This window comes from Roseibium sp., from assembly GCF_025698965.1.
Classification (GTDB): domain Bacteria; phylum Pseudomonadota; class Alphaproteobacteria; order Rhizobiales; family Stappiaceae; genus Roseibium.
Genome location: NZ_JAILWL010000123.1, coordinates 1 through 14,008 on the forward strand (window position 1 = coordinate 1; position 14,008 = coordinate 14,008).

The following is a 14,008-nucleotide window of genomic DNA, read 5'->3' on the forward strand; positions in this document are numbered from 1 at the left end:
TTGCTTGTGTGCTGTGTCTGACATCATTTGGCCCTCGGATCGACAATTCGATAGAGAATGTCGGACAGCATGTTGATGAACACGAACGACAGGCCCACGACCAGCGTTCCGCCGATGACCGCGTTCATATCCGCGTTGAAAAGGGAATTTGTGATGTACTGGCCGATACCGGGCCAGGCGAATACGGTTTCGGTCAGCACGGAGCCTTCCAGCAGACTGGCATAGGTAAGTCCGATGATCGTTATCAGCTGCACAAGCACGTTGCGGAAAGCGTGGTGCCAGATGACGGCGCCCTCGTTAAGCCCCTTGACCCGGGCGGTCAGAACGTATTCCTGGTTCAGCTGGTCCAGCATGAAGGACCGGGTCATACGGGCGATATAAGCCAGAGAATAGATCGCCAGCATCGATGCGGGCAGAATGATGTGCGAAACCGCGTTCCAGAAGACATCCCACTCTCCCTCGATTGCGGAATCGATCAAAATGACGCCGGTGATCGGTTCTACGAGGCCGTCATAGAAAAAATCGAGCCGTCCGGGGCCTGCGACCCAGTCCAGCTTCGCGTAGAAGATCAGCAATGCGACCATGCCCAGCCAGAAGACCGGGATGGAATGGCCGAGCAGACCGACAACGCGTACGATGTGGTCGATAAGCTTGCCCTGGCGCACGGCGGCAAGAACGCCGGCCGGAATGCCGATGATAATGCCGACGATCGTGGCGATGGTCGCAAGTTCAAGCGTGGCGGGAAAGAAGCGCTTGATGTCCTCGATCACCGGCCTGGTTGTCATGACCGAGTTGCCAAAATCGCCGTGCAGAATGCTGTTCAGGAAAATCAGGTATTGCTGCCAGATCGGCTTGTCGAGGCCGAGTTGGAGATACATTGCCTCGTATACTTCCTTGGAAGCGCGATCTCCGACAATGGCAACCACCGGGTCGTTCGGCATGATGCGACCGATGATGAAAGTGATCGCCGTCAGGCCAATGAATGTGAGCAGGAGCATGACGATGCCCCCACCGATCTTTCTGGCAACATTCACATAGGGTTGGAAATCCACCGTCGTGCTTTGCACTGTGGAATTGTCAGTCATTCAGGTCTTCCCGCATTTCGAACCCGCTGAACGGTTTTCGGATAACAAAAACCAGCCACACAAAACCGCACGCCAGCCCGGATTATGGCGGGTGTGCGGTCAAGTGCAAATGCCAGGGACCGTTCGTCTCCACCGTCAGGTGAAGATGAACGGTCCACTGAAACTAGTTTTTGGTAACAGTGCGGTAGTAGGCCTGATCAGAGGTCACGCCATTGACGAAACCATCGATGTTCGACCGTTGACCGAATGTGCCGATTGCCTGGAACATAATGGTGAAGGGAGAATCCTCTTGCACCTTTTTCTGGAGATCGGCGTAAATTTCCGCGCGCTTCTCCGGATCCGATTCCGCTGCGGCCTGATTGGTCAGCTCGGTAAGACCTTCTGCCGGCCAAGCGTTGCGCCAGGTCAGTTTACCGGTCAGCTTGGCTTCGAGACGGTTATCCGGGTTGTGGGCAAACGCATCGGCGTTTGAATGCGGATCGGAATAATCCGGGCCCCAGCGCGCAACAATCAGCTCGTGTTTGCGGGCCCGATATTTCGGCCACAAGGTCTTGCCATCGGAAAGAATGATCTCGGAATCGATGCCGACTTCCTTCAGGCTGGCCTGAACGCTCTGAGCCACTTCCTTGAACGGCGATTTGTTCAGGGTGTCGATCGTGATCTTCGTTCCGGGCTCAATCCCGGCATCTGCTATCAGTGCCTTGGCCTTCTCCAGATTGTAGCTGTATGGCGTATCCGTTGCCGCAGCCCACATGCCTGAAGGCCAGAAATTCTGGTGAACCTTGTACTGACCATCGAGGATCGATCCAACCATGCCATCATAGTCGACGATATAGTTGAGAGCCTCGCGTACTTCAGGCTTGGACAGGACGGGATGTTCCATGTTGGTCGCCAGATACATCAAATATCCTTTCGGATATTGCTGTGCGGAGACATCCTGATTGCCTGCTAGGCCCTTAAGCTGGTCGGCGGTCAATTCCATTGCGGCATCAACATCGCCCTTTTCCAGGAGCAAGCGCTGTGCGGACGGTTCAGCCACGTGCCGGATGACGACCCGTTTCATCTCGGGAGCACCGTGACGGTAGTCGTCGAAAGCCTCAAGCATGAACAGCTCGTTCGCCTTCCATGTCTTCAGTTTATAAGGGCCAGAGCCAGCCGAATGATCCTTGAGCCAGCCATAGCCCATATCGCCGTCGACTTCGTGTGCCTGGACTTCTTTCATGTCAACGATGGAGGCGACGCCGGAAGACAGGAGGTTCAATACCAGGGCAGGAGACATGTCCGCGAGAATGTTGATCTCGACTGTGTTGTCATCCACGGCAACCACAGCTTCATCGACATTGTCCGCGGTCCAGCCGATCTGCTTGATGATGAAGGCCGGTGTCTTGTCCAGCTTGACCGCGCGCCCAAGTGAATAGGCAACATCCTGCGCGGTTACCGGGTTCCCGGAATGGAAGGTGAGACCCGGACGCAGCTTCACCGTGATCTTTTTTCCATCGTCGGAAAACTCATAGGATTCGGCAATTCCGCCAACAAGTTCAGTCAGATTGTCCGGCTCGAACAGGAACAGGCGTTCATACAGGTTGGCGACGATGCGGCCACCTGTGAATTCGAAAGTCTCCGCCGGATCGAGCGTGATAGCGTCCGCAGTGTTGCGGGCGATAACGAACGTATCCTTGGGCGTTTCCGCAAGCACAGGAAATGTGACAGAGGTCGCAAGAATAGCCGCGAGCGACATGCTCTTGAGAGTTGATAGGTGTTTCACGATTAGCTCCCCTCTTGGAACAATTCGGATTACAAAGCACCGGCTCACACCGGTGAACATGCCTGCAGCCTTGCTTCATTTGCCGAGCAAGGTTCCTGCATACAAATGACCGATCAAGCTTATATCGACTGGTTGAATTCGACCAACAGGCTTGTTATGCAAACTTTGCATAGTTTTTTGCGATGCACATATTTTCGGCATTTGAACAGGTGGCTGCTTCGTGGATACCAATTGGCTGACAGATTTTCTGGTGCTGAGCAAAAGGGGCAACTTTTCTCAGGCCGCAGCAGAGCGGAACATTACGCAATCGGCGTTCAGCCGACGTATCAAGGCACTTGAGAACTGGCTTGGGACGGAGTTATTCGACCGCAGCAGCTATCCGGTTTCACTGACGCCTGAGGGCGAACTCTTTCACGATACTGCGCAAAATGTCCTTAGGGAACTTGAACTCAACCGGGTTGAATTCCAAAGGCGCAGTTCCAATACGACACCGGACATCCGCCTGGCTGCCGCAACAACACTTGCGCTCAGTTTTGTTCCCGAATGGCTGAGGCAGGTCAAGGAAGCCTGCGGCAACTTTTCGGTGTCGATAGACACTTATGACTTTTACGAAATGGTCGAAATGCTTGCGGACCGGAAAATGGACCTGGTGTTGCTCTATTATAAGCCACAGGTGCCAGCATTCTTTGAGCACCACGAGTTCGATTCCATCAAGTTAGGCGAAGATGCTATGCATCTTTGTACTGCACTCGATGAAGCTGGGCGCCCGGCCTTTGATGTCGGCAATCCGCCGCGCGGCGGACTGGAGTATATCGGCTATGGACAGACCGGGTACTTTTCGAAGGTTGAGGACCTGATTTTTTCCGGAATGACTGCGCAGGATCCGAATTTTGTCTGCACCTCCCAGAGCGGTACATGCGAATTCATGAAACGTCTTGCCATCATGGAACAGAAAATGTTGTGGTTGCCCGCTTGCAGTGCCTACGAAGACGTCCGCTCGGGAAGATTTGCCCTGGCTGGTGACGGCCGCTACGACACGGATCTGGAAATCTGGGTCTACAAGAAACGGGATTCGACATCACCGCTTGTCCAGAAAATCTGGTCCCATCTGAAGAACGACCCCTGTACGGGGCATTTGAAAAACTATCGCCTGAGGTGATGGCCCATGGTGCCCGCTGAAGGTCGCAGGAACTTCAAACGCTGTGCAGTCAGTTGGAAGGTCCTGCCTGCAGGAACCTGCTTGCCGTAAATATCCGTGCGTCCCTGTTGGCGAAAACGAGCTGAAACTCAGGCGAAGCCAACAGTTCCATTTCGATCATGTCCAAGGCACCTTTGGGCATGATCCCGAGTGCTTCGACATGGGCCTTCTGGCTGCGAGTGATGATGACGAAACCGTCGTTCCAGCGTTCGTTTCCAAACCAACGACTTAACACATTGGCTGGATCGGCGAGGATTTCGCCGCGTGCCTCCGGGCCTTCCCGGGCAATCGGCACATAGGTGAAATTCTCGTAATTCCGGAATTGCGACGGGTAATTTCGGGCCCCTTCGACAAGAAGGGTGCCGGCTGGTGCCCGCTCATAGAGCCAGTTTGAAGCAATCACTTCTTCCGGCGAGAACCGATATTGGCGATCCTTGCCGTTGTTGCCGAAGTAAAAACCGACAATCATCAAAAGTGTCAGCGTTCCAAACAAAAGACGGACACCAGAGCCGCGACCCGATGTGTTGGTCGGGAAGAACAGGGCGGCGGCAAAGAACGACAGGAACGGGACACAGAAGAGAAAAATCCGAAACACTGCTTCGCCGCCATAAGACGTGACGATGAGGATTGACAAGGGGGCTGCCGCGAGCGCCGAGGCAACGCCATCACGCCCACCGTGCCAGATCCGCCTCAGCCAGCCACAGCCGGCAAGGAGTGCAATACCAAGTGTCAGGAACCTGCCTGCCCAGGCAACGATCGCTACTTCGGGGTCGACCGAGGAGGTATCAATAAATTTCTCGGTGATCCCGTTGAATGTCCGCATCATTCCGGCCACTTCTTCGGGAAGAACGACAGCCGTGAAGGGAGCGGCCGGGTAGATGACCCAGGAGACAACCGCAAGTGCGGCAAGGGCTGCAAATCCCAGGCTGAGACCGCAAAGCAGCGACAAAGCCACAAGGGAGACTATCAGGACCAGGGGCGTCAACTGATGTGAGGCCACCATAATCCAGATGGCGACACAGGCTGCAACCACGAGGACAATCCGGATCGTTTGGCTGACAACGGGTTGTCTCGGGTGACCACGTGACAAAAGGCTCCGAAATTCTTTAAGCCGGATGCCGGAGTGTGCAGGTTCTTTTCTTCTGACTGGCATCAGCGGACCAAGGCAAATGGCGAGAACCATCAGGTAGAGACCATAGGCAAAGGCCTGGGGCGAATAGTAGTCCTGACCTACCCAGTTTGCGCACAAGAACATCCAGACACCGGCCCAGACAAGACGAAAGTCCTCGGTGAAACGCCGAAAGATAACGACCAGCAACGCCGCATAGCAAAGGTTGGACAGGATGGGAAAGAAGCGGGCCAGATTTGCAATCTGGAGGGCATCGAGGCCAAGGAAACCGGCGACTTTTGCGGAAGACCAGAAAAAGAACGGCCAATTGTGGTAGGCGGCGAGGAAGGGGGCCTCGCGATCAACCTCGCCATGCCGCTGAATGTAATCGACGATGCCGATGTGTTTCCAGGCCCAGGAGTACCTGAGCGTTTCGTAGACAACTGGCGGCGTTGCATGGAGAAGAAGGATCAGAAGGATCACGAATGCCGGACGCAGAGCCGGCCATCGGCAAGACGCATCCAGGCTGAGAACAAAACCAAGTGTTGCGAAGCAGATGCCTGCCCAGAAGGATGCCGGCAGAATGGAAACAAGCCCGAAATTGTTGAGCTGATCCGGATCCATTTGCGGGAGGCTTATCAGCCAGAGAAGAACGGAAAGGGCTGCGCAGACCAAAGAAATCAGGTCGGTCGCACGGCTGGCATCAAACAGTCCATGTCTGCCTTGCGTGGATGTTGCTATTCTGGACTTGCTGACGAGCCTGACACCTTTCTGTCCGGAATTCAGGTCACGCAACGCCAGTCCGTGTTTGCCGAGAAGAGGTGATGTGAAGGGCTCGTTTCTCATCTGAGACCTCAACCTGTCTGCGCCGTGATCGCATCCAGCACCCGATCCACATTGGAGCGTGTCCACAACCAGTTGCGCATGTACCGCTCGGATTTGATCAGATTGGAGCTGACGTGATGCAGCCAGGCCAGCAGCAGCATGGCTCGTCCTAGATCCTCGTCCTTGCTGATGGCTGACGGAATCCGAAAGACGGCCTGGTTGAAGCCGGTTATATCTTCAAGGCTGAAACAATTCGCGTCAATGCAGGTGCGAACGACCAGGCCGAGTTCTTCATCTCTCATTTGCATTCGTGTCGTCAGCGCCAGGTGATAAAGATCCAGGGCAAGTGGTGCATCCCTTCGGGAATTGTCCCAGTCAATGAGGCCTGAAAATTTGACGGCACCTGAATTTCCCTGTGTGCGCTCAAGCAAAATGTTTCCCGGGCTGAGATCTCCGTGGCACCAGCCAAGAGGCATTTTCCGGCCGAGGAGCAGACGTCTGAGATCTTCCCGAACGCATTCGAGAGCCGCCGCACGATTTTCGGATCCCCAGTAATTGCGGGTCGCTGCTGCAACGATCTCTATAGGCTCGTCAATCCACTGTGCTGCCCAGGATTGCCCCAGGCGCGAAGGCTGTGCAGTGCTCTCATGCAGTCCGGAAACAATTGAGACAGTGCTTTCAATCGCCGCGCTGCAGTCGGAAGGGTTGGAGAAATAGGTTCTACCATCTTCGCCTGGAATACCTGTTTCCACCGTCGTGAATTCGCTTGCGGATCTCTCTTCTCCAAGAATTTTAGGGAACCAATTCGTGAAATCCCGAATGCGATGATCGGAATGAAGATCCTTGAGTACTCGCGCGTTTCTCTGCAACGCAGCGATCCCCGACGGGGTAACGGCGTATTTTACGACAGCTGTAACCAGATCGGTTTTCTCGTTGGAGGCAAGAGCGCCGGACTTTCCGGTGAGAAGCAAGGTGGTGCAGTCACTTGCGGATTTCGGTGTTCGCAGCACTTGGTGATTTTCCGGATCAAATCTGCCGATCGACTTTTTCAGGTCCGGCAATTTTCCCTGCGTTGCCTTCGCGGAATTGGAGAATCGGCGAACAATGTTGCGGGCAATGTTTGCTAGGGATGTCGCCAGCAACAGGGCAAGGTCTTTTGCGGAAACGGAGTGCGGGCGTGTTAGATAAAAGACGAGATACCCGGTCAAAACCAGGGAATGTGCAATCAACCAGCCGAAAGCAACGCCGAGCGCTCCAGTCCGGTGGAGCAACCAGGCACTCGCAGCGGTGAAGATAATGAGCGTTGCGAGCTGCAGCGCCGCAACGGATCTTGTTTGCCCGCGTGCGCGCAGGGCGGCGACGACAGTGGTCGTCGCTGCCCAGGGCAGGCAGGCGAGAACGAGAACTCTCAAGATAGACGTGCTTTGTGCGACATAAACGGCTCCGAAAAGTTCCAGCAAATAGGGTGCCGCGATCCAAAGCGTCGTCACCGCGCCTGCGACCATCAACATGGTGTGGCAGAACGTGTCTGCCGTGAGACGAGCAATGCGTTCAGGGAATGCTGCGCTTTCTGCCAGGAGAGAAATGCTCATTGAGCGGCCGATCAGGTAGACAGAATAGGCAAACGTCCAGGCAACGTGATAAGGGGCATTTGCCTCGACACCTGCGATAGAAGAAATCATCAACGGTGCAAGACCGAAGGCGGCCGTCAGAAATATGCTGCCGGCATAGTCCCAGGTCAGAAAGCCATAAACGGCTTTCAGGTCAACGGGATCGGCGGTTCCAGCAGCCTTTCTCAGGGCCAGGTGCCGAAAAATCAGAACGTTAACGACGAAGACGACCGGTACAAGGGCGAGTGTCCAGCCGAGATAAATTCCGTTTGCCGGAGTTGTCATCAGAAAGGCGAAGCCAACGAGAAACGCAATTTTCAGGATAGCATAAACCGTGTTCTCAAACGGAATGATGACTGAAAGGCGCAAGCCCGACAAAGCTGCGTCCTGCAACGCAAAGACAGTCCAGATCACGGTCGCGAACACGAAGATCGCTGTCATGACGGGATCGTCGGTCAGGATTCTCAACGGGGCGGAAAACGTGCCGATTGTCAGCGCAAAGCAGAGTGCGAGCGTGCCGGACAACAGACCCGCGGCAAGATAAGCCTTGAAGATCAGTGGTGCGGCCTGCTGGCCCGCTGTCGGCAAGAACCGGTTGAGAACGGTGCTCAGATTCAGTTGCCCGAAATAACTGATGGCCGACATGGCTGCGATAAGGGCAGCTCCGAGACCAACCTGCTCCTGGTCATACAGATGTGTTGCAGCCATCCAGAAGACGAGACCAATCAGGGAAGTCAGGCCCGTGCTGGCGATCATCGCGTATCCATTGACGAGGAGTGGAGCGGTTTTCAGCGCATTTTTGATTTGGCGAATGGGTTGAAGAGTGTCGCTTGTCGCAGGATGTGTTGCAGCTGGCAGGGAAGACGGCAGATCGGTCATTGGGACGACCTTTGCCAAACTCTTACATAGTCGACCTTCAGTTCTGCGGGAAACCTGGTGGTTTCATCCGGGTCTCCTGGCCAGTTACCACCCACTGCAAGGTTGATGATCAGATACATCGGAACGTTGGAGATCAGCTCCTCGTCCTCGAAGCGCCAGACTTCTTCACCGTCAAGATACCAGGTGATAGCCTCAGCAGACCATTCAACGCCGTAGACATGCCAGTCTTTGCTGAGATCGTCAGTCTCGGTCTCGTATCCTTTGCTGCGTTTTTCACCCGCACTGTTCTTGTAGTGGTAATGCAGTTCAAGCACGTTCGGTCGATGACCCAAAACCTCCATGATATCGATTTCGGGTTTTGACGTATGATTGTCCGGCAGGAGCCAGAAGGCAGGCCAAAGACCTTGCCCGGAGGGGATCTTTGCCCGCATTTCAAAAAAGCCGTAGATCGTCGAAAATCGCGTGTCCGGGAGCTCTTCCTCGTAATAGCGACCGCTTGTGACCATGCCGGATGTATAGGGAAAAGTGCGCCCTTCATGTCCAATGACACTCTCGGGCCTGGCAGTCAGGACCAAGTGGCCGTCTTCAACGCGAACATTTTGCGGCATGTACCATTGCAGTTCCTCGTTGCCGAGGTTGGTGCAGCCATTGTTGTCCCACCAATAACAGGTCGTCCATCGGTTCAAGGCAAGGTCCGGCATCTTGAAGTCGTCCGCGAAAACAAGATCGAAAGTTCCTTCCGGACCTATTGGAACAGACACCGTATCGTCTGCGCATGCCATCCGGCTGATTGCCGTCAGCCCAAGGAAGACGCCTGCAAGCGCGAGATGTCGGCCGCTACACATCTGAAAAACCGATCAGGCGCTTGATGCCTGAGCGCATCGTGCGGTCGGCTGACATTATCGGGAGGCGTTCATACCAGAGTTCGGCGTAGGGCACTGCAAGCGCACCGAAATGGCCCTTGAATTGGGCAAGCGAGCTGGAAGAGCCTGTTTCACCCATGTGGTAGTGTCCGCAGTTTCGATCGCAGGCGAGCTCGATAATTTTGGCATGAAGCAGATAGTTTGCGTAAGTGCGGCCTATCAGTCGGTCGTCCATTGCGCCGCGCGTGTAGTGAGCGTTTCGGTCCAAAAGCACAATTGACCCGGCGATCGGCCTGCCGTTCTGACTGGCAATGGCGACCTGAAATACTTCGCCGGCGTGTTTGGCCATTGCACGAAACTTTCTGGAAGAGTCCCGTAAACGCCCACGGAATTGTGCCAGCCACGCGAATTCTTTTTGTCTGCGCGCCCACCTGTCAATTGATCGTCGAAAGAGACTATCGAAACCGGCCAGCAGTGTTTCGGTGTTGCCGATCTCCACAGAGACACCCTGCTTTTCCGCTCGTCGGATCTTGCTTCGCGTGTTGCCGGAAAAACGAGAAGTCCGGACGGTCTCGAACCCACCTTCGAGACTGAGGATATGTGACAGTTTCGGAACGCTGGTCCAGCCTCTGGTCGCTGCAGCCTTCAGCCATGGGGCGGCGTGCAATGGATTTGGGCGAATCGAGACGGCGCCAGCGGAGGTTTCCGCACATTCTTCGAGGACGGCTTCGGCATGCTTTTCGGTCAGCGGGGCGGTCGTCAATGCTCCGCCGAAACCCCAATTCGCCGGAGGCGAGCGCAGCAGAGACAAGGCAAATGGGACGACGTTTCGTCTGAAGAGAGGAAGTATGATTTCCTGGCCGTCGAAGAACATATAGTGTCGGCTGGCATCCCGGCTGCCCGACCCTTGAACAATTGTTTCGGCCCATACTCTTGATTGCGAAGGCATCGCAAGAGGATCAAAAGCATATATCTCATCCCAAGCGGAAGCAGAGGCTTGGGAAGCGATTTTATTTGAAATGGGCTGTATGTGTTTGTTCAGCATACCTTTGCTCTTCATAAATAAAATATAAATATAGCAAACCAGTTAAATGCTTAAATAGATAAGTATATTAGGGGGTAAACACATTTATTAGGCACCTTTATCAATGTGAAATGTTGGTTTATTTTAAGATCACTTCCGGGTTGATATCGAGAGGGGCTGATTTTGTTCCCCGCGTTTCGAAGAGCAAGAGATGAAAACACTTGCCGTATTCACGGATCTCCAGTCATGTTCGCAATACGCATGGCTATCCTGTCCTTTGCCATTTTGAGCTTTGTCTCGCAGGCAGGCAAAGCGCATGCCACGACTGAAGTCAGCCTGGAGCGGGTCAAGGACCCGGAGCTTAGACAGGCCCTGACACAGGCATTCGTCTTGCCGATGGTTCTGGAGCTTCCGGATGTGACGCCTGGGAAACGGACATCTCTCATTGAAGCTCAAGCGCAAAAACTGGAGCGGTTACTGAGGTTCAGAGGATATTTGCGTTCGGCTGTCACCATGTTCGGAGACCCCGGGACCGACGCTCCCGTACTCCTGCGTCCGGAGCCGGGGCAGCTCTATCGGGTTGGGTGGATCAAGGTGACCGGTCTTCCAGGCGCGTTGCCGGAAGAAGCACTGCTTGCGTTTGACGCTGTTGTGGCACCCTTTGCTGGTCGGGTCGCGACAGGTGAGGTTCTAAAACAGATAGAGGCCGGTTTGATCTGGCAGCTAAGAGATGCTTCCTACGCTGATGGACAAGTTGTTCGTGTCGATGTGACGACTGAACCAGTAACACGAACAGCTGGAGTAACCTTCACCCTGGTTCCTGGGAAGCCGGTTCAGGTCGGAGAAGTGCAAATAGAGGGGACAAGGCATTCAGATCTGGTCAAGCCAATTGCGTTGTCAACTCTGAGGGAAGGGGCGCCTTATTCGGAAACAAAAGTAGACGAGTTACGACAAGTTCTCGAAAAAACCGGTCTCTTCAACAAGGTGGACGTCTCTCTGTCAAACGACCTTACCTCAGCGAGGAGAGCTGAGGTCGAAGTGGCTTTGGTCGACAGGTTGCCGGAGCCGCACTTTTTTCAACGCAATGCTAGTATCGGACCGGCACTTGCCATCATTGCCATGGTGCTTATTGTTTTGAGGGAATGTACCGGTGCTGGTGCAAGATGGTTTGGTAAACCTGTCGGCTCGGTGCTTTCAGGAGCGTTGTTGATCTTCTACTCCATCAACATTCTTGTCATAGCGATTGTAATCTTCTCAATCATTTCAATGTGAGGCGCGGTCGAATCCGACATCGCCCACGAGAAGAGAATGCGAAACTTCAGAGTTTGCTCTTGCTGATATCGATGCTTCCGGCGACGAAGGTCTGAAAACTGGACTGTCTGTTTGGCTTGGCGCTTGCGATCAGGGCATCCATTTCCTGCTTGATTTCAGCAAATTCTGATTTCGCGTTTGCTGACAGGACGTTGCGTTCCGGATCATCCGGGCCGAGTTGGTCCAGGGCCTGTTGAAGATCGGCTTCCACGTCCTGCCATCGACCAACCAAAGTAAACCACTTTTCCAAGACTGACGGATCAATCTGGTCGTTCATAAAAATATGACCCCTCATATTTTCCCACCATCGACAGATTACAGCTATGCGATGAGTATGCGCAAATCATGACATAAGTATAACTTGGCAAATTTTTTAATATTTATGTTAATAATTAAAATCTTATCTTATCTTTTTCATGCTCCTGCAGGGACTGTTGGTAAGAATAGTTTTCTGAAATAGTTTCAACTTGCTCTCCCGGTTCCTTGAAAGCCTGGGTGAGGGGAAAATCTCCGAAAACGGAATATTTTCCTCCGCGCCGCGGGAGTAGAAGGCGAATGAAACGTTAAGACGATTTCCGGTTTTCGGTGCAGGAGGCAAAGCAAGACCTGGCACTCATTCCTGTCTCTCATGCTAGTTCCACGAACACGCCAGTGTGGTCTGTTTTATGAGGATTTGACCTGGTTTGAGGTGCTGGCTAATCTGTTCGGTGGAGTTCTGCATAGGGTATTGCCAGAGCGCCAAAATCACTTTTGAAACGCATCAGGGATTCAACACCTCCCGATTCTCCCATGTGATATGTCAGACATCCTGCGAGGCAGGCATCCTGTATCATCTCATTTTGTACGAGGTCATTTCCCGGATATTTGCGAAGCAGGTCCGGGTCGCTTGCACCACGCCAGTAGACCGCTGACTTTCCCATCTGAAGAAAGACAGCTCCGGCCACGGGCGTGTCGTTTACCGAAGCGACATAGACTTGCAACGCTTGGCCCATCGTCCTTGCCACATTGTCAAATTTCCACCGTGGCTCTCGCCGCAACGCTAGCCATCTGACGAGTTGCGGGGGCAGTTTCCGCTTCTTTGCCCTGACTTCAGACCAGCGCAGATATAGCGAATAATAGGTGTCAACGAGGTCCGGACTGTTTCCCTTTTGGAGTTTCAGTCCAAACTTCTTTGCTTTTCTTATTCGGTTCCGCTTTGTGCTTCGAAAGCATTCGGTCCAAACGTGCTCATACCCGCCGGCAAGGTCGATCACATGAGAGATGCGGGATGCTACGCGCCAGCCGTTCTTGTTTTCGGGCCATTGTTCAATCTGCGTGGGGTTGGGCCGTATAGAAAGCGTATTCACGTTTAGTGCATGTATGTCTTCCAAGATCACATCGACGTCTTTGCGTGTGAGAGGATAATCTGAAATACAGCCACCGGCACCAAAGCCATGAGGCATGGATGATGCACTTTGCTTTCCGAATACAGAAGTCTGCACTGCGAGCGGCACTAAAATCCGACCACCCGTCGTCCTGTAAAGGCGGCTTGCGTCGGTAAACCGTCCGGTTTGTTCTATTGCCGCCATCCATTGCGGGGATTGAAATGGCGTCGCGTGCGGATCGGTATTGAACACGTCCTGCCATTCGGTTTTGGCGGGTGGAAAGACTACTTCCTCTATTTGCATTTATCTGTTTGCCCGCTTGAAATGTTTTTCCTGCCGTGAAGTTAACACACAAGCGGTTGAGCGATCGAATTCACTTTGGTGGTGTTGGTGTTTGTGCTCAAAAGACAACTTAATGCCAAGACTTTGAAATCACACTCCAAACTGTAGCATTGTCATAAATAAGTAGACACTGGCAGAAAAGAGGCACCATTTCAAAGCAAGAACCCTGTAAGTTTTCGCTAAGCAAATGGATATATTTGTCTGTTCTCGAAATGTTGATCTGAAATAATCCAGTTCACAAAATCGTTTGATCTTGAAGAAAATTTCAATAAAATTTAGGTTACAATGTTCCTAAAGCGGAGATGTTGCGAATATCTGGAATATTACACATCTGGAATATTCCCGAATATCAGGTTTGATTTTGGTCATTGTTTAGCAAAAACAATGATTTCGCGCCGGCTTAAGTAATATTGTAATTATTGAAAGAATTTCCAGTGTATTAATTTGATGTCAACATAGAGAATTCGGCGGCGTTTTGATGGTTTGAATCTGATCTTCGTCTTTTAGTTGAGTCGCTAACACATTGATTTATGTCTTGTGATTTTTTATTGGTATAAACTACTTACTATAAATTGTTATCTGGATTGTGTTACCAAATAGGACTGTTTAGCACTTCCTTGTGCGCAAATTACTC

10 protein-coding genes are annotated in these 14,008 nt (G+C 52.9%); 2 read left to right on the plus strand and 8 right to left on the minus strand.

The window, feature by feature from the left end:
* Window positions 1-23: 23 nt before the first annotated feature.
* Both K5905_RS12025 and K5905_RS12030 read right to left on the minus strand, forming a co-directional pair.
* A complete protein-coding gene (locus tag K5905_RS12025; protein ID WP_297584054.1) occupies window positions 24-1,085 on the minus strand; it encodes an ABC transporter permease in 1,062 nt (353 codons plus the stop codon).
* A gap of 163 nt (window positions 1,086-1,248) precedes the next feature.
* Window positions 1,249-2,850 (minus strand): ABC transporter substrate-binding protein, encoded by a 1,602-nt coding sequence (locus K5905_RS12030; RefSeq protein WP_297584056.1) that lies wholly within the window; start codon window positions 2,848-2,850, stop codon window positions 1,249-1,251.
* Window positions 2,851-3,070: 220 nt separating this feature from the next.
* On the opposite strand from K5905_RS12030, the gene K5905_RS12035 reads away from it, so the two are divergent.
* Window positions 3,071-4,009, plus strand: a complete 939-nt coding sequence (locus K5905_RS12035; protein WP_297584059.1) for a LysR family transcriptional regulator — start codon at window positions 3,071-3,073, stop codon at window positions 4,007-4,009.
* Between the two features lie 49 nt (window positions 4,010-4,058).
* On the opposite strand, the gene K5905_RS12040 is transcribed toward K5905_RS12035, so the two are convergent.
* From K5905_RS12040 to K5905_RS12055, 4 genes are read right to left on the minus strand one after another with little or no spacing between them, the layout of a single operon-like run.
* Window positions 4,059-6,002 carry a hypothetical protein gene (locus tag K5905_RS12040; RefSeq protein ID WP_297584062.1) on the minus strand — a complete coding sequence of 648 codons (1,944 nt, stop codon included), beginning with the start codon at window positions 6,000-6,002 and terminating at the stop codon, window positions 4,059-4,061.
* A gap of 8 nt (window positions 6,003-6,010) precedes the next feature.
* A complete protein-coding gene (locus K5905_RS12045; RefSeq protein WP_297584065.1) occupies window positions 6,011-8,470 on the minus strand; it encodes a phosphotransferase in 2,460 nt (819 codons plus the stop codon).
* Window positions 8,467-9,315 carry a glycoside hydrolase family 16 protein gene (locus K5905_RS12050; RefSeq protein ID WP_297584068.1) on the minus strand — a complete coding sequence of 283 codons (849 nt, stop codon included), beginning with the start codon at window positions 9,313-9,315 and terminating at the stop codon, window positions 8,467-8,469. Before K5905_RS12050 ends, K5905_RS12045 begins: the two co-directional genes overlap by 4 nt.
* Window positions 9,308-10,282, minus strand: a complete 975-nt coding sequence (locus K5905_RS12055) for a GNAT family N-acetyltransferase (protein ID WP_297584071.1) — start codon at window positions 10,280-10,282, stop codon at window positions 9,308-9,310. The genes K5905_RS12050 and K5905_RS12055 overlap by 8 nt, the downstream gene beginning before the upstream one ends.
* A 321-nt stretch (window positions 10,283-10,603) precedes the next feature.
* Here K5905_RS12055 and K5905_RS12060 point away from each other — a divergent pair, with 321 nt between their 5' ends.
* The gene (locus tag K5905_RS12060) at window positions 10,604-11,629 is read left to right on the plus strand and encodes a hypothetical protein (protein ID WP_297584074.1); all 1,026 of its coding nucleotides are present in this window, start codon (window positions 10,604-10,606) and stop codon (window positions 11,627-11,629) included.
* A gap of 46 nt (window positions 11,630-11,675) precedes the next feature.
* Here K5905_RS12060 and K5905_RS12065 read toward each other — a convergent pair whose 3' ends face one another.
* Both K5905_RS12065 and K5905_RS12070 read right to left on the minus strand, forming a co-directional pair.
* Window positions 11,676-11,945, minus strand: coding sequence for a hypothetical protein (locus tag K5905_RS12065; RefSeq protein WP_297584076.1), 270 nt, complete (start codon window positions 11,943-11,945; stop codon window positions 11,676-11,678).
* Window positions 11,946-12,363: 418 nt separating this feature from the next.
* Entirely contained in the window at window positions 12,364-13,335 is a 972-nt protein-coding gene (locus tag K5905_RS12070) for a GNAT family N-acetyltransferase (protein ID WP_367186957.1), read from the minus strand.
* Between the last annotated feature and the right edge of the window lie 673 nt (window positions 13,336-14,008).

Coding starts and splice junctions, on each gene's coding strand:
- K5905_RS12040 (WP_297584062.1), bottom strand. CDS start 6,002: ATGAGAAACGAGCCCTTCACATCACCTCTTCTCGGCAAACACGGACTG.
- K5905_RS12045 (WP_297584065.1), bottom strand. CDS start 8,470: ATGACCGATCTGCCGTCTTCCCTGCCAGCTGCAACACATCCTGCGACA.
- K5905_RS12055 (WP_297584071.1), bottom strand. CDS start 10,282: ATGCCTTCGCAATCAAGAGTATGGGCCGAAACAATTGTTCAAGGGTCG.
- K5905_RS12070 (WP_367186957.1), bottom strand. CDS start 13,335: ATGCAAATAGAGGAAGTAGTCTTTCCACCCGCCAAAACCGAATGGCAG.
- K5905_RS12050 (WP_297584068.1), bottom strand. CDS start 9,315: ATGTGTAGCGGCCGACATCTCGCGCTTGCAGGCGTCTTCCTTGGGCTG.
- K5905_RS12065 (WP_297584076.1), bottom strand. CDS start 11,945: ATGAACGACCAGATTGATCCGTCAGTCTTGGAAAAGTGGTTTACTTTG.
- K5905_RS12025 (WP_297584054.1), bottom strand. CDS start 1,085: ATGACTGACAATTCCACAGTGCAAAGCACGACGGTGGATTTCCAACCC.
- K5905_RS12060 (WP_297584074.1), top strand. CDS start 10,604: ATGTTCGCAATACGCATGGCTATCCTGTCCTTTGCCATTTTGAGCTTT.